This is a genomic window from Cellvibrio zantedeschiae, from assembly GCF_014652535.1.
GTDB lineage: Bacteria > Pseudomonadota > Gammaproteobacteria > Pseudomonadales > Cellvibrionaceae > Cellvibrio > Cellvibrio zantedeschiae.
Genome location: NZ_BMYZ01000002.1, coordinates 72,179 through 94,228 on the forward strand (window position 1 = coordinate 72,179; position 22,050 = coordinate 94,228).

The following is a 22,050-nucleotide window of genomic DNA, read 5'->3' on the forward strand; positions in this document are numbered from 1 at the left end:
CTCATGCGTACCTGTTTTTTTTGTTTTATGTTTGGTTGCAGAATATAAGCTCGTCTTGCGCAAGTGTGCGCAATACGGACAAGACTCTTGGTAGCAGTATTTCTTTAGTGTGATTATCAAGCTCTTCCGCCAGGAGCTGGAATATTTGCGAATAGTTGATTTTTTCATGCGCTTGTAGCAATTGAATAATGCGTAGGCTTAAACCGTCCGTCTCTAAAATTTCCAAATCATCATTTCGTTTTCTATGTACCAATAAATAAGTTGGTTGCGCGGTTTGCTCTATGGGCAAATAATCTTTGTCAATAATGTGCACGGGGTAGGAATAAGTCAATCCAACAACAAACGGTGACGCATTCCAAAGCGAGCTTTCTGCAGGCTCTGGGATGCATGTTGTTTCCGGCAAACTTAAATCAGCAATATCTATGGCTAATTGAATCCATTCAAAATGCATAAGTTCAATAATGAATGGGTAATCTGTTGGCTGCAATTTTCGAGTGTTGACGAAATATGCTAGAAACTCTTGGCAAATCTCCAAAAAATAAGGCGTGTGCGAAGGATGGATTTTAATGAATTCACGTATCATTGCCTCCCATTCGCTTTCAGGAATAATGCTTTTCGTTGTTTGGAACACGTCTGAAATACATTGACTTATATTTTTATAAATCAGATCGCGATAAATTTCTTCTTGTCTGGATTTTTTATCGTTTGCTGAATCTCCACTTGTGTTTCCACGTAGATATTCGGTAAAAGCCAGTTGAGTGTGCTGAAAAGATTTCATGTTTTTTGACTGCTTGATAGCGTTTGGTATTCCATTATTTGATTAATTTCCTGTAGGAGTGCATTAATTGGTGGGATATTATTTTCACGTTCTAGTAAGGTTGGCCTTACACCAAATAATGAATAGGCGAGCTGCAGCAGGCTCCATACGTCTTTCACTACAGGGGCGCCATGAGTATCTGTGTAGAAGCTTTCTCTTTCGGTGTCGTGCCCCGCAATATGAATATAAGCAGTCCGCTCACCGTGCAAATTTTGCAGAAATTCAAGAGCATCATATTGATGGTTAACACTGTTTACGTACAGATTGTTTACATCCAACAATAGAGCGCAATCTGCTTCGTACATTACGGCGTTAATAAATTCCCATTCAGCCATTTCTTGTTGGGGGGCGTAGTAATAGGTTGCGTTTTCTATCGCAATGCGTTGGCCAAGAATATCCTGTGCCTGGCGAATACGCGATGCAACATAATGCACAGCATCTTCGGTAAAGGGTATTGGAAGTAATTCGAAGAGATTGCCAGCATCGCCGGAATAGCTGAGGTGTTCGCTGTAGTAGTGGATCTTGTGTTGACGTAAAAATACTTTAACTGCTTTTAGTAAATCGATATTTAAAGGAGCAGGTGCTCCCAGTGAGAGCGAGAGCCCATGGCAAACAAAAGGAAATTTTTCAGTATACGACCTTAGTTGTTTGCCTAGACGGCCGCCAACATTAATCCAGTTTTCCGGGGCAACTTCCAAAAAATTAATATCTTCAGCGCTCAGATGATTCAATTTATCGAGCAAGCTGCGGTGCAGGCCAAGGCCCGCACCGCTAACAGAAGCAGAAAAATTCTTATCTACCATCATTAATGGCCGCATCCTCCTGATGGAAGCGCGCGCATGCTGCGCGCACGTTTCTTTTCATCTGCTTTCTTTTTTTCTGCAGCCGCACGAGCAGCATCCTCTGGAGTTTGACTTTGTTGGGTGGTAGCAGTTTCTTTGGTTGGAGTCGCGGCGCAAGAAGATAGGCCGACAGTCATTATAAATGCAGCACTTACCGCAACGGCAAGTGGTGTAGAAAGTAATTTATTCATATAGTACCTCAGTGAAAACAATGATTAAGGTTTAGGTTTTGCAATCCATTTCGATTTAACAAGTCTTGCAACAGAAGGATTCTATTCCTTGATTCCTTTGTTGATTTCTTCAAGAGTGACGAGGTTGAAGATCGTTATTTAAAAAAGATCGTAGTGCTCCACGATTTTTTTATTATCTACACGGAACATATCTACCAAGGTTAAATTGCCGTCGCCTTTAAAGGTCCATACCAGGTCATCGTCAGATATAGTGGCGAAAAAACTTAATCCTCCCGGTGTTCGTGCGTTAACAAAGTTCCTAAGCGCTTCGCTGCCGTTGGGGACATAGGGATTATGTTGGAGGTAACTTGGCGCGATGTTCTGGTCAATCAAACTCAGGTTTTTATCGTTGAATAGGCCCAGGTATGTCGAAGTAACGAGTTGATTATTAGCGGCCTCTGAATCTTGTGTAGCTACGGGCTTGGTGCCCGTATATTTATAGAGATCACTAAAGAGCGAGTTTCCGCTAACAGTGGTATCGCTCAGGTTTGCAGACAAGTGCCAATGCTCGATAATTTTATTGCCCGCTACCCTGTAGAGATCTACAACCGCTTTACCATTAAATTCATTGTCAGGTTTAGCGGAGAGGTGCCAGTGTGCGGCGACATAATCGCCATCGGCCGCAAGATGTTTTAGGGTGGCAATGTAATTGGGATTGTTATTTTTCAGTGATTGTAAGTGCGATGTTTCGCCAGTGGCCCCGTTATTGGCACCAGAAATATGCAGTATTACGTTAGCATCAAAATAAGTGTTAACTAGGTCGGTCTTTCCTCCGTTCATAATGTCAGTGTAAATTTTTTGTACTAAGTCCTTGTTTTTAGATTCACAATCCTGCGTCATGCAGGGGGCAGCTGAGCTTGAGCTGCTACTGACTGAGCTGCTGGTTGCGATAGAACTTGCCGCTGCGCTGGATGTTGTTGAGCTGGCACTACTCAGCGAGCTACTGGATGACGGAATAGCGTCCTTAGCCGGTTCTTTTGAATCACTACTGCCGCCGCAGCTGCTTAAGCTAATGAGCAGCGTCGATAGTATAAGCGAGTGTATTTTCATTTTAATTTCCTTTTTCGAGTGAGAAGGTCTAAACGAGAGGCCGCTTTTTAAAGCTAGCCAGCCGTAACACGAATATTTCAGCTATTCGTTTCGCGCAATCAAATTGAATTGCTGGTAATGTGCGCCAGTCGAAGCATGCGGGCGCATTAAGCGAAAAACGGATGGCTATTGCCATTACGATAAAATAATGAAAATATTTATTTATTATCTCTATATAAATCAAATGGATAGATGCTGGTGTGAAAGCTTTATTAATGGATAAATTTTCTTTCGATAAGATTGTTGTTGATCCAAAATCTAATACGATCTATTTAAATGGTGTCGAAAAGCGCCTTGAGCCAAAACTTATTAGCTTGCTCTGCCTATTGGCTGCGCAAGGGCGGGATGTTATTTCTCGTCAGGACATAACCCAAGCTATTTGGTCGGATGTTGTGGTCGGCGAAGAGTCAATTACTCGCGCTATTTTCGCGCTGCGCAATGCCTTGGGGGATGATGCAAAACAGCCTAAATATATTGAGACCATCCCGAAAAAAGGCTACCGCTTTTTAGTGGATGCAGAAGTCGTCAAGGATTCCCCTCCACTTGAACCCCTGACTACCAAGGTTCTGGTCGCCAAAAAAATATCATGGACCGTCTACAGTGCGGCCGCAATTCTGTTGATCATTGTTCTGTTTGGGATCTGGCAAAAATACACGATTCCGAATGTTGAAATCGAAAGCATCCTGCCCTTAAATAAAATGGAAGGAGTTGAAAGGGATATCAGCCTGAGTGCTGATGGCACCAAGCTTTTGTTTATTCATGAGTTTGATCAGAGAAATGATCTTTACAGTCGCGATTTGGCTAACGCAAAAGATATTCTTTGGGTGCGTGATGATTTTTTCAAAACATCACCTATTTGGATTGATGCCAATACCGTTGCTTATATTCGCCAAGCAGGTGGCGAGAGTCAGCTGGTGCGTAATTATCAAGGGCAACCGCCGCAGATTCTTTATACGTCTGCCAAGCGAATTATGAAGTTGGCCATGGCTAGTGGCGATACCGAAAATTTATTCTTTCTAGAGTTTCAGAATAATGATCTCATTGAATTGAAATCACTCAATTTGCGTAATGGTAAACAACAAACTTGGCGTGATTCGATTTCAGGGCTCCCCCATAAAATTGGTCAATTACAACATTCGACGAAATCCAATACTTTGTTGATGGTACAGAACGAATATGATAGCCCTGCTATTATTTCGTTAGATTTAAATACGAAGAAAATTACGACAATTAACAATAGTAGTCATTTTAGTGAAATTAATAAGCTTGTTGCTATTAATGATCAGTCTGTTTTAGTCGTTGGTGTTATGGGGGCGGCTGAGGGAATTTGGTTTGTTGATGAACAAAAACGACCACAATTAGTGCTTCGTTCTTCAGGTTCGGAAAAGATTGTTGATGCGCAATTTGATGTTAGTCGTAACATTATCTTTTATACCAATCTACAGAAAAATGCAGATATCCAAATGGTTTCTGCTAAAAAATCAGAAATATTACCCTTGCCTGAATTAAATTCGAGTGGCATCGATATACAGGGGATGTTTGTCGGTAATAATAAGTTTATCTATTTCATCTCTAACCGCACGGGTTACTACGATGTGTGGCGCTACGATACAGAATTAAAATCTGTTAAACAGATTACAAAGTTGAATGCTTTATCTATGACCTGGTTTTCGTTATCACATGATAATAAAAAGCTTGTGGTTGGATATCGTACGGAAGGTTTGTCTTTAGGTGTAGTTGATGTTGAAACCGGTAAATTATTAAACCACGTTAAAACGCCTTCTCGCCGTCATCCGCTGGGGTGGAGTAACGACGACAGGGTCATATATGCCAGCGAACACGAAGCAGAGATCAATCTGTTTAATTATGATGCCATTACCTTAAAGCAATCCCTGTTCGCTGAAAAATCCGGCTTGTACGTAAAGGATCTGGATGGAAGAAGAGTGGTGTATGTTGACTATGCCCGTCACGCCTTGGTAGAGCGGGATTTGGAAACGAAACAAGAAAAAATATTGCACGACAAAATTTCTGATTTAACAGCCTTGGCGCCGCGAAAAATCACCCTGAATAAAACGAACGATGGGTTTTACACAAGTTGCCAAATAGAGTGGGCTCATAAAACCTGCTTCTATTCTTTGTCAGTAGCCAATGGGTCACCGGTTTTTGTAAGTGATATTCCTTTTTGGAAGGTGTTTGATATTGCGGAAGATGGTGAAAAACTCTTAGTGATGGATACCAAGCCTTCATCTGGCGATATTATGAAAATGCAGCTGCGGGATTAATACACATCCCGCACATAACGTTTATCCATATTTAATTTACGCATATGGTTTGCGGTTTCGGCTTCGTCAAATTTTCCGTATTTTTTGGATGCTAGAAATAGACTGTTACTCTCGCCATGCTTGGTGCTGTTGGTAGGCTACTAAACGCGCTTCCAATTCTGTTAGTGGATAATCAATTTTCTTTGCTAAATTTATGGCTGTTTTTTGGGTTTTAATCGCTTCATCAAATATACCATTGGCTGCCTGCGCTGCGGCTAGATTTTCATTTGCGCGGAGTTGATCCGGGTACTTCTCATAAATGTTTGTGACTAACTCCATGGCGCGTTTGGGGTCGCGGACACTGTCATTTGTATCGGTTGCTAAAATCCATGCAAGGCGCATGGCTGCTTTTTCGTGGCCACCGGCAACGGCGTGATTCAACCACTCAATCGCTTGCTGTTTGTTTTGCGCAAACTTATTTGAATTTAAAAGCGAAACTCCCAGAAAATACTGCGCGTTTGGGTTGTTACTTTTGGCGGCCAAGGTCAGCCAATAGACCCCCTTGGTTTGATCTGTTTTGCAGCCTTCGCCGCGCATTAAAGCTTTGCCAATTTCATATTGCGCATGTGGCAAACCCGCTTGTGCGGCTTTGAAATACCAACTGTTGGATTCTTGCTTTTGCACCTGAAGTTCTGGCAATAAATTTGCGATATAGGCGAAAGAATACATATCCACCACTTTGCCAGATTCTGCTTTGCCTCTTAACTCGTCAATATATTTTTTAACGGCATCTTTATTGAGGGTTGAACCCGCAATACTAAACTTTGCGCGCAATTGAGTAACGGCTACTTCAGTGGCTTTACCGTCGACCAATACGGGTTGGTACTGCCATTTTTTGAGCGCCGTGAGTACAGCTTTCTCAAAACCTTTATCGGTGGCTACGATGATTGAATAGTCGCGCGCAAAACCGAGTTTGTCGATTGTATATTCAACATCAACCGATCCGCCCTTGTTTTGGTTAATGAGTTCGTTAGGGTATAACGGCGCAGGCATTTTTAAGGGTGCAAGCTGAAATTGACACTCCATATCCGAGAGCATCACAGGTGTGAGTTTTTCTTGTAGCGCTTGATCACTCATTTGTGCGAGCAATTCAGTGGCTCTGGCTAACGCTTGTGACTTTTCGTCTGGTGTTAGGCGTTTGTTTATCAGGTCGCGCACGTGTGCTTTATTGGCATCACCATCGGATGCCGCAAGTGCTGTCCACGCATAAGCTTCAATTGGATTTTTGTCTATGCCTTCTCCTCTAAAGTACATTACGCCAAGATTCATCTGAGAGTGCTTATGGCCTAGTGATGACAAGCGCTTAAACTCGGTCATGGCGCTGGTAAAATCCTTGGCCTCGTAGAGTGCCATTGCGCTGTCAAAATCGGCGTGGGCGAGCGGAGTGCTAATGATAAAAAGAAAATTGAATAAGGTTAAGGCTGCTACACCAAAACCTTTGTTAACGCGGGAGGGAGATATGATCTTCACACAGATTCCTTTTGTTGGCTAGATGGGCTTGTTGGTGTATCCATGGTGCCATCATAAAGGAAATGTATTTGTCTAACAAATAAAGGGATGTGGTGTTAATTAATACACATCCCGCACATAACGTTTATCCATATTTAATTTACGCATGTAGTTGGCTGTTTCGGCTTCGTCGAATTTTCCGTATTTTTGGATGATATCGCGCAGTGCGTTGTCTACATCTTTTGCCATACGGCTTGCATCGCCGCACACGTAGAAATACCCGCCTTCGGCATCAATCCAGTTCCAGATTTTTTCGCCGTTTTCGCGCATGCGGTCTTGCACGTAAATTTTTTGTTGTTGATCGCGTGAGAAGGCGAGGCTTAATTCTGTGAGTACGCCTTGCTTTTGGAATTCTTCTAATTCGTCTTGGTAGTAGAAATCCGTAGCCGCGTGTTGCTCGCCGAAGAATAGCCAGTTTTTACCGCTATCGCCGCGCGCGCGGCGTTCTTGTAGGAATCCACGGAAGGGTGCAACACCGGTTCCGGGGCCGACCATCATAATTGGCAAGTTGCCATCTCCTGGTACGCGGAAATTTTTATTGGCTTGGATAAAGAGTGGAATATCCACGCCGTCTGCACGATCTGCCAGGAACGTTGAACTCACGCCTTTGCGAATTTTTTTGCCGTGAAAAAATCTTTCATAGCGCACCGCTGAAACGGTGAGATGAACTTGCTGTGGTAATTCTTTCGAGCTGGATGCAATGGAATATAAACGCGGTTGAATGCGTTTTAGTAACGGCATAAATTCGTCCACGCTGCAGCGCACGGGGAATTCGTGAATGATGTCTACCAATTGACGACCGTAAAGCCAGTTTTGCAAATCGGCTTTTTTATCGGCATGTAAAAGTCCCGCCAATTCTTTACTGCCGGAACGTTGCGCAATAAATTGCAGTGCTTCGTTGCTCGGGCGGCAAATTTCAAAGTTGTGTTGCAGAGCTTCGCGTAGCGGTTTTTCGTTGGCGTCCACAATCACGGGTGCTTCACGGTTTACGTTAAGTGCAATCGCCAACTCATTAACTAAATCAGGGCAGTTTTGTGGCCATACACCCAACGCATCGCCCGCTTCGTAACTTAAGCCGCCCTCTTTGTTGCCGAGTGCGCCCAAATCAAAACCGAATTGGCGCGTGTCTTTGGTGTTGCTGCCGCTGTTCAAACGTTTATTAATCACAAGGCGCGATAAATAGGGATTGGTTTTGGTGAAACCACCTTCGGCTTTTTTCGTGCTAGAGCTTGTGATGTCGGTCATGTTGGATGAAGTCTCTTTAGGCAAATGTGCCTTGAGTGATTCATTCAGTTTAGTAAACCATTCGTTCGCTGGAGTTTCAAAATCGGTATCGCAATCCACGCGCTCAACCAAAGGCTTGGCGCCGAGGGCTTGCAGGCGGGCAAATAATTTTTTGCCGTGGCCGCAGAATTGATCGTAGTTGGAATCGCCGAGTGCGAGCAATGCGAATTCTAAGTTGGCGAGATTGGGTGCTGAATCGCCACTGAGTTGTCCCCAGAAATCGCCGCCGCTGTCGGGCGCATCACCATCGCCAAAGGTGCTGGTGACGAAAATCGCATGTTTATCTTGCGCGAGTTTTTCCACGCTGTAGTCATTCATCGCCAACAAATTTACGTTCCAGCTGCCGCTCAATTGTTCAGCGAATTTTTCCGCGAGGGCTTCGGCGTTGCCGGTTTGCGATGCCCACAAAATATTGAGTGCAGGCTTTGCATTTACTGCATTTGCGCTTACGCCAATCGGAAGTGTTCTGCTAAATAATCCGGCGAGTAATCCGTTAACGTAAACGCGATTCGCAGGGCTTACAGGACAATCTTGCGGCAAGGTTGGCACTGCATTGATAAGTTTTGCGCTGGCGGTTAAACCGCCGATAAATCCGCTTAAGAAGGTTTTCTCTTCTACCGATAATTCGGGAGCAACCACAGCTTTCAAACCGAGCGTGGTGGCGAAAGTGTCGATCAAGGTCATGCTGGTTTCCTCGCTCAAAGCGGCAAAAGCCATACTGGTTTGAGCTAAACTCGTTTGTGCCGCGCTTGCATGTTGCGCTTGCGAATCGTCGGCAAAAACTTCAACGCGCTTGAGTGCAACGGCACACACTTTTAATTCGGGTTGTTGCGAAATCGCATCAATCGCATCGCTGGTAACCGCGTTGATCGTTAAATTTTCGCCGTAAATATCGTTCCAGTGAAAGGGCGCGAAGCAGGCGCCGGGCAGCACGCGATCAGTCACGATCGCCGGCAGTATGGCGTAGCCGCGGCGCGAGCGCACCTCAACTTTATCTTTGGATTTAATGCCGAGCTCGGCGGCGTCTTCGGGGTGGATTTCCACAAAAGGCGCGGGGTTTAATTTGTTAAGCGTGGGCACCTTGCCGGTCTTGGTCATGGTGTGCCATTGGTGCTGCAGGCGGCCGGTGTTGAGGATAAACGGATAATCGCCGTCGGGCATTTCCACCGCGTCCACATGGGGGCGGGCGAAGAAGTTGGCTTTGCCGGAGTCGGTCGCGAACAAAAGCGCAGGTGTGCTGCCATCTTCAAGCACTTTAAGCGTTTGGTTGATGCCGGTATTCAGGTAGCGAATGGGATTGCGGTCGCTGCTGTCTTTGCTCGCGCAAGGCCATTGGATCGGGGTTTCGCGCAAGCGGCTGTAGCTTACGCCGCGCAAATCGTAGCCGGTTTTGGGGTTGTAACTGCGTTTGATTTCTTCGAAGACTTCTTCGGCGGAGTTAAAGCTAAAACCATCGGCAAAGCCCATCTCGCAGGCCACTTTGGCGACAATTTCCCAATCCGCCATGGCTTCGCCCGGTGGTGGCAAGGCTTCTTGCATAAGTGTGAGATTGCGTTCGGAGTTGATCATCACCCCTTCGGCTTCTGCCCAAAGCGCGCCGGGCAAAAGAATATCGGCGTAGCGATTGGTTTCGGTATCGAGGAAGGCGTCTTGCGCGATCACCAGTTCGGCGCGTTGCAGGCCATCGATTACGATTTTGCGGTTGGGAATACTGGCGACCGGGTTGGTGCAAATCACCCAACAGGCTTTAATCTCACCGGCGGCCATGCGTTCAAACATATCCACCGTGCCCTTGCCGAGCTTGGTGCTAATGTTGCCGCGTGGGATGCCCCACATATCCTCAATAAAGTTGCGGTCGGGTTCAGCGAGTAAGGTGCGCTGGCCGGGTAGGCCAGGCCCCATATAACCCATTTCTCTGCCGCCCATGGCGTTGGGTTGGCCAGTGAGCGAGAAGGGGCCGCTGCCTTGTGAGCAAATTTTGCCCGTGGCCAAATGCAGGTTGCAGATGGCGTTGGTGTTCCAGGTACCGTGCGTGGACTGGTTCAAGCCCATGGTCCAGCAGGTCATAAAATTCTTGGCTTCGCCGATCATCTTCGCGGTTTTGCGGATATCGTCCTCGGGAATGCCGGTAATGGTGGCGACTTTGGCGGGCGTGTAATCCGCCAGAAACTCCGGCATAGCCTCCCAGCCTTGGGTGAATTGCGCGATAAACTCCGGGTCGGTATGGCCGTTTTCGACCAGCAGATGCAACAAGCCGTTGAGCAGCGCCAAATCCGTACCGGATTTGATCTGCATAAACAGTTCAGATTTTTCAGCGGTGAGCGTGCGGCGCGGGTCAACCACAATCAATTTCGCACCGGCTTTGATGCGATCCATCATGCGCAAATAAAGGATGGGATGGCAGTCAGCCATGTTGGCACCGATCACGAAAAAAAGATCGGTGTGTTCGAAGTCTTGATAGGAGCCGGGTGGAGCATCGGAGCCGAGCGACAGCTTGTAACCCGCGCCCGCACTCGCCATACACAAGCGCGAGTTGGATTCGATATTGTTGGTGCGCACAAAACCCTTGGCGAGCTTGTTGACCAGATATTGCGACTCGATGGACATTTGCCCGGAAACGTAGAAGGAGAGAGCGTCTGGGCCGTGCTCATCCAAAATCGCCTTCAAGCGTTTGGCGGTGGTTTTGATCGCCTCATCCATTGGCGTTTGCACAGATTGTGCGGTGCGATCATTGCGCACAAAAGCTGCTTCCATACGGCCAGATTCGCGCAGCGCTTGGGCGCTGGTTTGGCCTTTGGTGCATAGGCGGCCAAAGTTGGTGGGGTGATTTTTATCGCCGCTGACTTTCAGGATTTTCTTGCCATCGGTTTCCAGCAACATGCCACAGCCGACGCCGCAGTAAGGGCAGACCGATGAAACAGTTTTGGTGACAGCAGGATTCATAACGCTAGAAGACATAATACAAAACTCCGGATTGCTGGGAGTTTTGCAAGCGCTATGCCATAGGTGTCGATTTAAGCGATTGAGGTTTTAAATGCAGTTAACTTCTTGAATTGAGTCGCCAAAATTAGCAATTAGACTAGGAAAGCTATCTGGTTGGTGGTGAATGGCTGGGTTAAAGGCGTGATTTCAAGAATTTTTTGATCATCTATGGTGCACAAAAATGGCCTGTGGGCACGAGTTGGTAGTCTTGTGGGGCGATTTTTTGAGGTGATCCAATACTGTGCCCCAACGATGAGAATGAAAAATGCGTTTTTGTGGTGCAAATATGCAGTTTTGTTAACGCATAAACCCCAAATTACTACTCGCAAACCGACTCACATTCGGCAAAATCGAATTGATTTCCGTACTACTAACCCCAAACCAGCGCGCCAAGGTCGCAGCGAGTTGATCTACCGAGGTTGACGGCAACAAGCGCCCTTGTCCGACCTGATCATCGCTGGTGAGGGAGATTTGCGGAGCTGTACCATAAAACTGTCCGCCGTTGACAGCGCCGCCCACCACGAAATGATGGCCACCCCAACCGTGATCTGAACCGTCGCCATTGGATGCGAGTGTTCGGCCAAAATCGGATGCTGTAAAACTGGTGACTTTATCGGCAACACCTAATTCGACCGTTGCCTGGTAAAACGCGCTCATGGCTTCGTCGACTTGCGCCAGTAATTTCGGGTGGTTTTCGGTAAGGCCATCGTGTGTATCAAACCCACCTAATGAAACAAAAAACACCTGACGTTTCGCGCCCAGGGTGGTGCGTGCACCTATCAAACGCGCGACGACTTTTAATTGATCCGCGAGTGAATTCTTTTTGTTATCGCGATCAAATGACGTGGATAAGTTCACGGGATTCAAGGCCGCGTTAACTACTTCTTCCAGTTCCATTGAACGCTTGGTCACTATGGCTAATTCATTTTCCAAAATGTGATTGCTGCTTTGGGTAATTAATTTTTTTAACGCGGTGGACGCAGCAGTAGAGTTAAATGCTGAACCTTTTGCGGGCCAAATAGGAATCGCTCCCGAGGGGCTGATTTGATATTGCAGCGCATTATTGCCCGCTAAAAATACCGCGTTGCCTGAGGCAGAAATGCAAGTCAGAGTGCTGATGCTGTTACTCGACAGCGCAAGGTCACCCATATAGCCGCCCCAACCGCGCGTTGCACCTTCGCTGTTCAATGCTTGCCAAATGGATTGCTGATCGTTGTGTGAAAATAATTTTGGTGGCAGCGGATATTTTACGCGGTCTGAACCTTTGTATTGTGCGAGTGTGAGTGGTGTCAGTAGTGGTCCGATATTTAATTGCACTGCCGCTTTGCCGGAATTAAATAATCCCGCCATGGATTTCAATTCGGGCGATAAAGCATATTGAATGTTGTTGGTGAGTGTTTGGGGTTTGAGTGTTTGCAGTTTTGTCGCGGTGAGTGCATCGTGCGCCAAAGCTATGCCGCCTGCTGTACGGTTTACACCACCGCCGCGAATACTGCTGTAGAGATCGTAATTGGCGGTATCAAAAGGCACGACTGTATTGGCGTAATCGTTGCCGCCAAATAAAAATACGCATACTAATGCTTTGTAATCACTCGCTTCAAATGCAGCTGCTTCGCTAATACCTGCAAGATTTAGCGCAAGTGGTGCGCCTGCGCCCATAATAGAAAGTGCGCCCGCACGTTTTAAAAAAGCGCGGCGAGTCATGTCATTTATTTTATTAATATGCATAGTTCGCTACTTCTGGATTAAGTATTCAGGGCAGGCAGCTACTAATAAAATGGCTGCGTAAAGGCGATCATTTTTTGCATTGCTGGAGCTTGATGCTGTCACCGGATTTGCTTCAAGAGCTTGCTGAATAATATCAAGCGTCGCTGCAGAAAGTTGATTGGCCGTTAAATGTAAATTCAACCATTCCACCAAGGCTTTTGCATCGGTCGCAAGTGATTCAATTGCACTGAGGCTGACTTTTACATCGGCGTAACCGGACTTAATAAAATAAGCCACCATGTTGATGTAACCCGCTGTGGAAGTTTCATTGTGCAGTTGAAATTCCGGCGCGAGTAATCCTTGAGATGCCAACGCTGTATTGGGGGGCACGTATCCGGGGCGAAAAAAATTAAATACCGATGGTGAACGTAAAGGTGCCTGGCCTAAACCAGTATCCGCATTGGAAAGATCGTAAATTTCCCATTTGCCGTTAGTGCTGCTCACGTTAAAAGTGCGTGCAATTTGTGTAAGTCGCACTATAGGTTCACGCAATTTCCCGGCGGTGTTGTTGCTCGGCAATGTGCGCGCTTCGGTATCCGTCAGGATTGCTCGCCACACCGCTTTTAGATCACCACGCACATTTGCACCGTTATTATTAAACACGGTTGCAACACGTTGAATATACGCAGGGCTTGGATTGGATGTGATCAAGCGTTGGATCATTTGCTTCGCAAAAAATGGCCCGGTGTTGGCGTGATTAAATAAGGTATCTAACGCGATGCGCAGCGCATCAGCGCCTGATGTGTTTGCGGGAATATTAGTTCCTAAAAAACTCACTGCTAAATTGGAGTGTTTTTTCGCATCAAATGCCATGCGCCCGCTGGTGAACTCGGGTGTGGGAACCGGATAGGATTCAAAACCATGTTGTTGTGTGACTTTGGAATAATCCCAATCGTAACCGGTAAAAACACGCGCAAGATTGGTGATATCGGATTGCACATAGGTTTCAATTGGATTGCCCTGTGCGTTGGTTTTTAAGGAGCCATCCAAATTTAATTCGTAAAGCCCAATTGAAAACAATTGCATGATTTCACGCGCATAGTTTTCGTCGGGTTGCCTACCACTTTCGGCATCTTCTTTTAAGTTGCCTTTGGTGTTGAGGTAAAAACCCATCGCAGGGTTAAGGCTAATGTCTTCCAACAAGTTTCTGAAATTATCGAAAACTTTTGCATTGAGTAAATCCCAGTAGCCAGCAATGAGCATAGGCGGCCAAAAGCCATCGATAGGATTTAATGACACCACAAAAAATTCGGAAAGCGCGAGCGACAAACGTTTGCGCACTTGGCCTGTGCCCGTGAGCAATTGATTCCATGCCATCCAATCGCCAAACACAGGATTAAAATAGTTGCCATCTTTTTTGGGGGTGGCGTGACCGCTAGCGGTTAACCACTGCGCGCCGGTTTGGTCGATGGCTGAATTGAATTGCGTGGTGAGCCAAGCGTCGTAGCCTGAGGTTCTTACGGCGAGGATTTCTTCATCGGTCGCCGTGAATTGTGTTTGCAATAAAAACCGGGCAGCTTCTGCTTTGGTGTAAAGCAGTTGAGGTGCGACCGAGCTTGCAGTCGAACTGGTTTGAATGCCGCCACCGCTACTTGCCCCGCTTCCTCCACCGCCGCAACTATTGGTGGCCAAGGCTACCAAGCTGGCTACTCCAGCTGACGAATAGGCTGCAGAAGTAAGCTTTACGGGAAGATCTTCAGTTATGGTATTTGATGAGATTGGTGCTTGTACCACGTTGTTATTATGCATAGGTGGCCTGCCAAAATAGGGAATCAGTGATTCGCGTATAAATCTAAGGCTTGAGTATAGGGTGCATCAATCATCTATGCTGCATACAAAGTGTTCAATTTTTGTAAAGGTGGATGTAATTTTATTGGAGGATGGCATAGCAAGATTGTGGCGTTCACTGGATTGCCTACGCCATCTTTTTACTGGTTGCCTAAGTGTGCGGCACCCACTAAGCTGGCTGCCTCTGAAAAATCGAAGTCTTCTTATCATGTTAAAAGTTCGAATCCTTGCGGCGATTGTCGCGATCCTCCTGACGCTCCTGACTATTTATCTGCTGCCCAAAATTGTCTACACCTACACGTCTTTTATGGATGGTATGAGCCCTGACCAGCGAACTGCATTCAGCCTTTTCCAAGCCTTATTAGGCGCTGCGCTTGGCGTTTATGGTTGGTGGCTTTGGAAAAAATCCAAAAAGAAAAAGTGATGGCCGCACCTGAACCTGCGAGGGCTCAGGTGGGGTGAAATATCAAACGAGTTTTACGATTAAAAGAGTACCCTCAACGCTGGTCACCTGCACCTGGCTTCCAGCTTCTACAGGTTCGCTGCTTGAATTATCCAGGCGTGCCAACCAATCCACTCCTGAGTAACTTACGCGGCCATCAATTGATGTAATACGTGATGTTACGAGCAATACTTTTCCAACCATGTCACTGCTGGTTTCGGGGCCGACTTCTTTGTTTTGCAGTTTTTTAAGCGGCCCCCATAACAATGCCGCGCTGGAAACGGATAAGCCAGCAAGCAACACTATGGCAACGCTGAATGCATGCACCAAACCGAGCGAAATAAAAGCGCCCGTTAGTAAGCTGCCCAATGCAACGAATAGCAAGGGGCCGCTCATGCCAAGCAGTGCCAGTTCTACCAACAAACAAATTCCCGCTAATGCGTAGAAAAAATAATCCTGGTGCTGTGAAAAATATTCAATCACGGCGCTGCTCCTGATTATGGATTGCTGATTTATGCATGATTAATTGTTGAAGATACAGCTAAAGCTTGCGCTACTGTACTTGCAACGTTATCACCTGTTCTGCCATCGCTCAAAACAATAGTGCCTTCTTTCGCGATGGCTTTGTGCGCGTCAATTGTGCTCTGCGCAAGTTTAAAATTCACAGCAACGCGCCCATTAGGTGTTGCGGCGGCATCACCCACGGTTTGTAAAGCTTCTGCATCTGCAAAGGCAACTAATTTGATCGCAGCAGATTTACCTTCTGCTTCCAGAATTTGCGATTCCTTACTCGCCATTGCAGCAAGTACTTGTTGTTCTTTTGCAGCTTCTGCTTCCAATACAATCGCCGCTTTTTGGCCTTCAGCTTTGGCGATAGCTGCGGCTTTTTCACCTTCAGCCGTTAAAATTGCAGAACGCTTTTGACGCTCGGCAGACATTTGTCTTTCCATATCTTCTTTAATAGAAGCAGGAATTGTAATTTCCAACAACTCGAAACGTAATACCAAAATGCCCCAGGGTTGCGTGGCTTCCAGCATGGCTTTTTGAATTTCTGCGTTAATGGCTGCGCGGTTTTGGAAACACTCGTCCAACTCCATGGTACCGATTGCGTTACGCATAGAGGTCATGGCCAACTGCGTGGTTGCCAATTTGTAATCGGTAATATTGTTGGTCGCCGCTGCCGCATCAATCACTTTAATAAAGAGCACGCCGTCAATCATAAGTGCGACGTTGTCTTTGGTAATGGCTGATTGGTGTGGCACAACCAAGGTTTGTTCTTTGAGGTTGCGGTCAGCGGCAACTGAGTCTAGAAAAGGAACAATCCAGTTAAAGCCTGAACCCAAGGTTTTAGTGTATTTACCCATACGATAAATCACATAGCCGCGGTTTTGCGGAACAAAATGAATCCCTTTTTTAAGCGCAAATAGTAAAACGGCCGCAATCCAAAAAGACGGATTGGATAGAAACGAAAAAAGTGAGTCCATAGCGTGCATCCTTTATAAAATTTTAATGGAACGAAAAAACGATAAAACCAGATTCGTTGTGGCATGAGAATATAAGCAATAGGCGGTGTTTAGCAAGCAAACCGGAGCGGTAATCAATAGCTGGATTTACCGCTAGATGTCGCGACCTAGAGTGCAATTACAAGTTTCTCGCCCTTTGCACGTGAGACACACAAGCACATGTAGCCTTGGCTTTTTTGTGAATCACTTAACACATGATCGCGATGCTCTGCTTCACCTTCAAGAACTTTTACTGCGCAACTTCCGCAATCGCCAACGCAACAATCGAATTTGACCTCAACACCTGCATCGCGCACGGCATTTAGCAAAGGCTGGTTAGCATTTACCTTAATTAATTTGTTGGAATAGGCTAATTCCAGTAAGAGAGGTGTATCTTGCTCGGATCCCGGTGCAGAAAAGTGTTCAATCTGGATTCTATCTTTTGCAATACACAGTAAGCGTGCGCTGGTTTCAATATCATCCAGCATTTTTTGCGGGCCGCACGCATAAAACAATGTATTGCTAGTTGCATCGCCAAGCAGGTTCATAAGGTCCAGGCGTTTACCTTCGTCGGCATCATAAAAAAATAAACTGCGTGGAAAATTATTTTCCAGCTCTGGCACAAAAGCCATATCCTTTTTATGGCGACCAGCATAATGAAGTGTAAATCGACGGCCCCGCAATGCGAGTGTATGAGCTATTGCCATTATGGGGGTGATACCAATTCCGCCGGCAATTAAAACTGCGGGGCTGGCATCTGCGTGGAGATGAAAATTATTAGTCGGTAGAGCACACTCTATTTGCGTACCGGTTTGAAAATGATTATAAATAAATTGCGAACCGCCGCGGCTGTTGTCTTCAAGCAAAACAGCAATTTCATAAAATTCGCGCTGGTTAGGATTGCTACAGATAGAGTAATGGCGAACATCGGTTTTGCCATCAGCCAACTGAACCGGTATTGCAATATGCGAACCCGCAGTCACCAGTGGTAATTCTTCGCCAGTTGTTGAGCGCAATTCATAAGCGCGAATGCGCGGTGTTAAGTCGCGCACTCGGCTTACTGTCAATGCAAGTTTTTGCTCATTAGATGTCATGGTTTCTGGGATGACTTTTTCTCAGCTTTTTCTTTCAGTGCCTTATCGCGCTCCGCATCTATTTCAGTTTTCAGATCCTGAATAGATTGATCAAACTCTGCAAGGCTATGATTAGGGCTAACCCGCATAGCGGGAGGTAATATCTCGCTCATATAAAGTTCGTCGGCTACTTTATTAGTGGTTTGATAATTGTTTAGCAATCTCAATCCGGAAATGGTGAGTGCGGCACTTATGCATAAGATTTTGATCAGTTTGCGCCTGCGGGTATTAATCAGACGCAAATGATAATAAATAGTGGTGGTTGCTATAGCTATGGCTATGTGAACCTTGTAAAGCAGCGGTGCTTCCCATGAAAAAGAGAAGCCCAATATGGTGTAAATAATTTCTGAAATTTGCGCCGCTAACAAGCCGCAACATAAGGTAAATAAATGCCGGTTAAAATTGGCGGTGCCACCAAATACGCGATTTGCCAAGGCCCAAATGCCCGCCCATACGGCACCCGAAATAAGCCATGGGAAAATTCCCATAATGTAATCACTGGCCTTATTTTCGTTAATGTCATTAATCCAGGCTTCTGATAAAGACAAGGCGCACAAAATAAGAATTGAAACAGCGAGCAGCGGCCAACCTTGCCAATGTTGGTGGGTTGAAACACTAACTTCTGCGCTGACTGCATAATCACTATCGCGTACACGAATTTGTGTTTGGCCGAGATGTACAACAGTGTCGCCGTTAATGTGTAACTGCGAATGACGCTTGCCTTTAATTTTTATCCCATTTTGGCTGCCCAAATCACGCAGGGTAAGCATACCGCTTTCACCCATCTCGATCAGGGCGTGTTCCGCTGCAACGTGGTGGTCATCCAAAATAATATCGTTGCGATAGCTACGGCCCAAGCTGATCGGTAACTCGGTAAATTTATAGCGGGTTTGTACATCGCCATTGTGGTTAAGAATTTCAACAAAATAAAAGAAGCTCATAATTACTTGGCCTCCTTTGTATTAGGCAACGCATTTTTTTTATTTGCCGAATTTACAGTTTTGTTAAAGCCTGCCAGAAATTGCGACACAAACTTTTGTCCGTTCTCAAAAGAAACCCCGTCTATATCTAAACGGCTTTGTAAATTCATTAGCGGCTCATCGGTGCTGGATGTAAAGAGCACGAAATCATAAAGTCCTGCAAATTTTTTGTAAGCCTGCACACATACTACTGCGCGATGGCTGACATTATTGTTTGCGATAAATTCCTCCGTACATTTGGGTGTGGTGACATCATCATCTTTGATATTGCTGTTCACCCGGTTGTTGAAGGAGTTGCCAATTAGCCTGGCGAACCGCAACGAATTCAATTGGTCGGTTTGTACAAATTTGTGGTTGATAGAAAGTTGTCCCGTTTGCAAATCGTTGGAAACAAAAATTTCAGATTCCATACGGCAGTTAATTTGATCGGTTTTGTAAGTCTTCTCGCGTTTTGAATCGGAGTTACCCCAGCAGCGCACTTGTTCCGATTCGCGCACAGGAACCGAGTAGGGGCCAAGGTTTTTTGCGGTGAGCGGTGTGGCAAGCAAGGTATTCATCATAATGGTTTGGTGAGCCAACAATTGTTCACCAATGATCGGTTTAAAATCTGTCGGTGGTTTGCTTGCCTCGGTGATGCTGGCAATCAATTTTTGCGCAAATATCGCGGGCACTAAAAAACTCACCAATTCACCGTCGCGACGATGGGCTACGTTCACACCCGCAACTTGTCCATTGGCTTTTACGTTGGGGCCGCCGCTCATGCCGGGGTTAACCGGGCCGGTAAACATAATTTGATCGCTAAAACCGCGATGGCTCAGGCCGTTGTAAGTGCCTTCGGAAATAAAGAATCCCAAATCCAGGGGGTTGCCCAGGGAATAAAGATGTTCACCCTGGGCCAGCGGGGCAGGTGGATCGATTAAGTTAAAAAATCCTGTCCCCTGGCGATTCACCCGCACTACTGCTAAATCGTGTTGTACATCAACGGCCAGCAGTTCTATATCGCCGCTTTTGCCTTGGGTATCTTTGAACTCGCCTAAATAGGTTTCAGGTTCCAGTGCAATTTGCGAGACCACGTGAAAGTTGGTGATAACCAGATTGCTGGTACCAATTAAAAAACCTGAACCCACTGCTGATTGGCTGTGGCCGTTTTTAAGTAGCACACGTATTTGAAGCAAATCGCTTTGGGCGGCAGCGTAAAGTTCCTGGGCGGTGGAAGATGGTGGGGTAGATGCAGCTTCTGCTTCTTTCTCTGCGTTAGAGGGTGCTGAGGAGCTGGACGCAGCAAAGACGGGTAGCGACAAACAGGCTAGTAGAAGCGGTAGACGCAAGAGGATCATAGGGTTCCTTGACTGATGTAACGACTTTGGACAAGTAAAATGGTGATCAGTATGCCCAGACTCCCTAGCCTTGACCACTCTATTTAATGGCGGGTTTTCACAGTACTATCGCGTCAATGAAGCATCTTACGCATCAACGAAGCATCTTGCGTACTTTGTATTTGCGGGCATGACAGGGCACCGCTAAGCGGCTTCCGTGGCGAATGAATAAAAATAAACCAGATCTGAATCCAAAATATCCCAAGCTGTGTCTATATCAGTAATCACTGTTGCAACAGTTTGCAGAAACCAGAATTAACACCTTACCCTGACGAGTAATCATTATGCGAATCATCCCATTGGCCCATCAAGCTTTACGCAAATTGGCGCTCATAGGCCTCTTGTTAACACCTTTCTCCCTGAGCCACGCCGCCGAATTGGTAGGCAAACCTGTACCTGTAGGAGCCTCCGGCGCTAGCACGGCTGCACATTCTGCTGCCGCCGCACCGGTACCGCCCGTAGAGGCTGTTGTGCCGCCAGCACCGGTAGATCCTATACCGCCAGTACCGGATGACGTAGAGTCAGCTCACGACGATATGCGCCAAGCCATGGAAGATATGCGCCGTGATTTTCACCAGGATTTTGGACATGAAATGGATGGATTTAATATGAGCCCTGATCTTCTCATTCCTATTGTTGCCATGTCGCTTTTGTTTGGCGGACCTGTGCTCCTGTTAATTATTTTGGCCTTTCTACACTACCGGGCAAAATCGCGTCGCCAACACAATATTAACGCCAATATCGACAAATTATTGGCCGCAGGTCGTGATATTCCTGTTGAACTCTTGTTAGGTGAAGAACCTGCTGCGGTAAAACGTAATGTGAACGGCGAGGTCACCGTCTATCACAATTCGGACGAAAACATGCAAAAAGGGGTGCGCAATGTTGGCTTGGGCATCGGCTGGTTAATCTTCCTCACCATCATGTTTGGAATCAAAATCGGAGCCTTCGGGTTCGTCTTTATCGGCTTGGGGCTTTCCCAGGTGATTATCTGGAAGTTATCTGGCACTAGCGTGAGCCCTACGCCAAGCACTGACATCGCACGAGTTCAGGAATAAGTAGCATGTCAGTTCCCGATCAGGAATTGATTGCGCGCGTAGTCGCAAAAAAAGACCAGCATGCGTTCTCGCAGCTGGTTTTGCGCTATCAGTCGCAACTGCGGGTTTGGGCGCGCCGTCTCTGTGATGGCGATGCTCACCTGGCAGACGATCTCGCGCAAGAGACCTTTATCAAGGCCTACGCCGCGCTGGGTGCATTCCGTGCAGAAGCCAAGTTTTCGACTTGGCTGTACCGTATTGCTTTTAATATCGCCGCCAATCGTTGGCGCGGTAAAAAAATTCAATGGTGCGAGTTAGACGATAACGAAGACGTGGAGTCTGAACATTGTGAGTTGAAACAATTCGACGCCAAGCGGGATGTGGAGGCGGCTATGCAGCAACTTTCTGCTGCGCAACAGCTCGCAATCAGGCTATGCTTTGAAGACGGGTTTTCACACGATGAAGCGGCTAGTATCATGGGTGTCCCTCTTGGCACTTTAAAAACCCATGTCGCTCGCGGTAAACAAAAATTGCAAACTCTTTTAGCGTCCTGGAGTCAGGTAGCATGATCAAACAAGAACCCACACTGTTGCTCGATGATGACGGCTTCGATAATTTTTTAAGCGCGCAATTAAAGCAGGCGCAACCTTATTTATCGGATGAAGATTTCACTGCGCAAGTCATGGCTAAATTGCCTGCAGCAAAAAAACTATCGCCCTGGCAAGAGCGGTTGATTATTTTGGTGCCCTTCCTGATTATCAGTTTATTGGTGATCAGCCAGTTTTCAGTGGTGGCGGTATTAGTAAAGGTTTGGACGCTGTTGGTTTCTGCAGACGTAACGAGTTTGTTAACTATTAGTTTGATGATGTCTGTGACTGCTGTTTCTGGCGCTTCTTTGTGGTTTGCCAAGCAATCCAAATTAATTTAAGTTTCACAAGGTTGAAAACAAAA

18 protein-coding genes are annotated in these 22,050 nt (G+C 46.3%); 5 read left to right on the top strand and 13 right to left on the bottom strand.

Going from position 1 to position 22,050, the window contains the following annotated elements; translation table 11 throughout:
• Positions 1-25: 25 nt before the first annotated feature.
• The 4 genes from IE104_RS11125 to IE104_RS11140 all read right to left on the bottom strand — a co-directional run bounded on the left by IE104_RS11125 (position 26) and on the right by IE104_RS11140 (position 2,939).
• Positions 26-778 carry an HvfC family RiPP maturation protein gene (locus tag IE104_RS11125; protein ID WP_189418577.1) on the bottom strand — a complete coding sequence of 251 codons (753 nt, stop codon included), beginning with the start codon at positions 776-778 and terminating at the stop codon, positions 26-28.
• Entirely contained in the window at positions 775-1,623 is an 849-nt protein-coding gene (locus IE104_RS11130; RefSeq protein ID WP_308429288.1) for an HvfB family MNIO-type RiPP peptide maturase, read from the bottom strand. The genes IE104_RS11125 and IE104_RS11130 overlap by 4 nt, the downstream gene beginning before the upstream one ends.
• Positions 1,623-1,850, bottom strand: coding sequence for a hypothetical protein (locus tag IE104_RS11135; RefSeq protein ID WP_189418579.1), 228 nt, complete (start codon positions 1,848-1,850; stop codon positions 1,623-1,625). Before IE104_RS11135 ends, IE104_RS11130 begins: the two co-directional genes overlap by 1 nt.
• Before the next feature lie 138 nt (positions 1,851-1,988).
• Positions 1,989-2,939 carry a nuclear transport factor 2 family protein gene (locus IE104_RS11140; RefSeq protein ID WP_189418580.1) on the bottom strand — a complete coding sequence of 317 codons (951 nt, stop codon included), beginning with the start codon at positions 2,937-2,939 and terminating at the stop codon, positions 1,989-1,991.
• A 239-nt stretch (positions 2,940-3,178) separates the two neighbouring features.
• Between IE104_RS11140 and IE104_RS11145 the strand changes: the two genes are divergently transcribed.
• Positions 3,179-5,260 (top strand): winged helix-turn-helix domain-containing protein, encoded by a 2,082-nt coding sequence (locus IE104_RS11145; protein ID WP_189418581.1) that lies wholly within the window; start codon positions 3,179-3,181, stop codon positions 5,258-5,260.
• Positions 5,261-5,365: 105 nt separating this feature from the next.
• Here IE104_RS11145 and IE104_RS11150 read toward each other — a convergent pair whose 3' ends face one another.
• From IE104_RS11150 to IE104_RS11165, 4 genes are all read right to left on the bottom strand, one after another.
• Positions 5,366-6,769, bottom strand: a complete 1,404-nt coding sequence (locus IE104_RS11150; RefSeq protein WP_189418582.1) for a TonB family protein — start codon at positions 6,767-6,769, stop codon at positions 5,366-5,368.
• A gap of 99 nt (positions 6,770-6,868) precedes the next feature.
• On the bottom strand, positions 6,869-11,050 hold the full coding sequence (locus tag IE104_RS11155) for a bifunctional nitrate reductase/sulfite reductase flavoprotein subunit alpha (protein ID WP_189418583.1): 4,182 nt from the start codon (positions 11,048-11,050) through the stop codon (positions 6,869-6,871).
• Positions 11,051-11,371: 321 nt separating this feature from the next.
• A complete protein-coding gene (locus tag IE104_RS11160; protein ID WP_189418584.1) occupies positions 11,372-12,802 on the bottom strand; it encodes a DUF1501 domain-containing protein in 1,431 nt (476 codons plus the stop codon).
• Positions 12,803-12,808: 6 nt separating this feature from the next.
• Positions 12,809-14,590 (bottom strand): DUF1800 domain-containing protein, encoded by a 1,782-nt coding sequence (locus tag IE104_RS11165; protein WP_189418585.1) that lies wholly within the window; start codon positions 14,588-14,590, stop codon positions 12,809-12,811.
• A gap of 247 nt (positions 14,591-14,837) precedes the next feature.
• Between IE104_RS11165 and IE104_RS11170 the strand changes: the two genes are divergently transcribed.
• Positions 14,838-15,053, top strand: a complete 216-nt coding sequence (locus tag IE104_RS11170; protein WP_189418586.1) for a hypothetical protein — start codon at positions 14,838-14,840, stop codon at positions 15,051-15,053.
• A gap of 42 nt (positions 15,054-15,095) precedes the next feature.
• On the opposite strand, the gene IE104_RS11175 is transcribed toward IE104_RS11170, so the two are convergent.
• The 5 genes from IE104_RS11175 to IE104_RS11195 all read right to left on the bottom strand — a co-directional run bounded on the left by IE104_RS11175 (position 15,096) and on the right by IE104_RS11195 (position 20,023).
• Positions 15,096-15,554, bottom strand: coding sequence for an NfeD family protein (locus tag IE104_RS11175; RefSeq protein WP_229837850.1), 459 nt, complete (start codon positions 15,552-15,554; stop codon positions 15,096-15,098).
• Positions 15,555-15,583: 29 nt separating this feature from the next.
• On the bottom strand, positions 15,584-16,555 hold the full coding sequence (locus IE104_RS11180) for an SPFH domain-containing protein (protein ID WP_189418587.1): 972 nt from the start codon (positions 16,553-16,555) through the stop codon (positions 15,584-15,586).
• Positions 16,556-16,701: 146 nt separating this feature from the next.
• Positions 16,702-17,667, bottom strand: coding sequence for a PDR/VanB family oxidoreductase (locus IE104_RS11185; protein WP_189418588.1), 966 nt, complete (start codon positions 17,665-17,667; stop codon positions 16,702-16,704).
• Positions 17,664-18,647, bottom strand: coding sequence for an FHA domain-containing protein (locus tag IE104_RS11190; protein WP_189418589.1), 984 nt, complete (start codon positions 18,645-18,647; stop codon positions 17,664-17,666). Before IE104_RS11190 ends, IE104_RS11185 begins: the two co-directional genes overlap by 4 nt.
• Positions 18,648-18,649: 2 nt before the next feature.
• On the bottom strand, positions 18,650-20,023 hold the full coding sequence (locus IE104_RS11195) for a S1 family peptidase (protein ID WP_189418590.1): 1,374 nt from the start codon (positions 20,021-20,023) through the stop codon (positions 18,650-18,652).
• Positions 20,024-20,346: 323 nt separating this feature from the next.
• Here IE104_RS11195 and IE104_RS11200 point away from each other — a divergent pair, with 323 nt between their 5' ends.
• Genes IE104_RS11200 through IE104_RS11210 form a run of 3 tightly spaced genes read left to right on the top strand, consistent with a single transcriptional unit; the run spans position 20,347 to position 22,027 of the window.
• Complete coding sequence (locus tag IE104_RS11200) at positions 20,347-21,120, top strand: DUF6249 domain-containing protein (RefSeq protein ID WP_189418591.1); 774 nt, start codon at positions 20,347-20,349, stop codon at positions 21,118-21,120.
• A 5-nt stretch (positions 21,121-21,125) separates the two neighbouring features.
• Complete coding sequence (locus IE104_RS11205; RefSeq protein WP_189418592.1) at positions 21,126-21,668, top strand: RNA polymerase sigma factor; 543 nt, start codon at positions 21,126-21,128, stop codon at positions 21,666-21,668.
• Complete coding sequence (locus IE104_RS11210) at positions 21,665-22,027, top strand: hypothetical protein (protein WP_189418593.1); 363 nt, start codon at positions 21,665-21,667, stop codon at positions 22,025-22,027. The genes IE104_RS11205 and IE104_RS11210 overlap by 4 nt, the downstream gene beginning before the upstream one ends.
• Positions 22,028-22,050 lie beyond the last annotated feature (23 nt).

Bases quoted from the DNA above. Each gene is read 5' to 3' on its own strand.
- IE104_RS11125 (WP_189418577.1), bottom strand. From the start codon at position 778: ATGAAATCTTTTCAGCACACTCAACTGGCTTTTACCGAATATCTACGT.
- IE104_RS11130 (WP_308429288.1), bottom strand. From the start codon at position 1,623: ATGATGGTAGATAAGAATTTTTCTGCTTCTGTTAGCGGTGCGGGCCTT.
- IE104_RS11135 (WP_189418579.1), bottom strand. From the start codon at position 1,850: ATGAATAAATTACTTTCTACACCACTTGCCGTTGCGGTAAGTGCTGCA.
- IE104_RS11140 (WP_189418580.1), bottom strand. From the start codon at position 2,939: ATGAAAATACACTCGCTTATACTATCGACGCTGCTCATTAGCTTAAGC.
- IE104_RS11155 (WP_189418583.1), bottom strand. From the start codon at position 11,050: ATGTCTTCTAGCGTTATGAATCCTGCTGTCACCAAAACTGTTTCATCG.
- IE104_RS11160 (WP_189418584.1), bottom strand. From the start codon at position 12,802: ATGCATATTAATAAAATAAATGACATGACTCGCCGCGCTTTTTTAAAA.
- IE104_RS11165 (WP_189418585.1), bottom strand. From the start codon at position 14,590: ATGCATAATAACAACGTGGTACAAGCACCAATCTCATCAAATACCATA.
- IE104_RS11170 (WP_189418586.1), top strand. From the start codon at position 14,838: ATGTTAAAAGTTCGAATCCTTGCGGCGATTGTCGCGATCCTCCTGACG.
- IE104_RS11180 (WP_189418587.1), bottom strand. From the start codon at position 16,555: ATGGACTCACTTTTTTCGTTTCTATCCAATCCGTCTTTTTGGATTGCG.
- IE104_RS11185 (WP_189418588.1), bottom strand. From the start codon at position 17,667: ATGACATCTAATGAGCAAAAACTTGCATTGACAGTAAGCCGAGTGCGC.
- IE104_RS11190 (WP_189418589.1), bottom strand. From the start codon at position 18,647: ATGAGCTTCTTTTATTTTGTTGAAATTCTTAACCACAATGGCGATGTA.
- IE104_RS11195 (WP_189418590.1), bottom strand. From the start codon at position 20,023: ATGATCCTCTTGCGTCTACCGCTTCTACTAGCCTGTTTGTCGCTACCC.
- IE104_RS11200 (WP_189418591.1), top strand. From the start codon at position 20,347: ATGCGAATCATCCCATTGGCCCATCAAGCTTTACGCAAATTGGCGCTC.
- IE104_RS11205 (WP_189418592.1), top strand. From the start codon at position 21,126: ATGTCAGTTCCCGATCAGGAATTGATTGCGCGCGTAGTCGCAAAAAAA.
- IE104_RS11210 (WP_189418593.1), top strand. From the start codon at position 21,665: ATGATCAAACAAGAACCCACACTGTTGCTCGATGATGACGGCTTCGAT.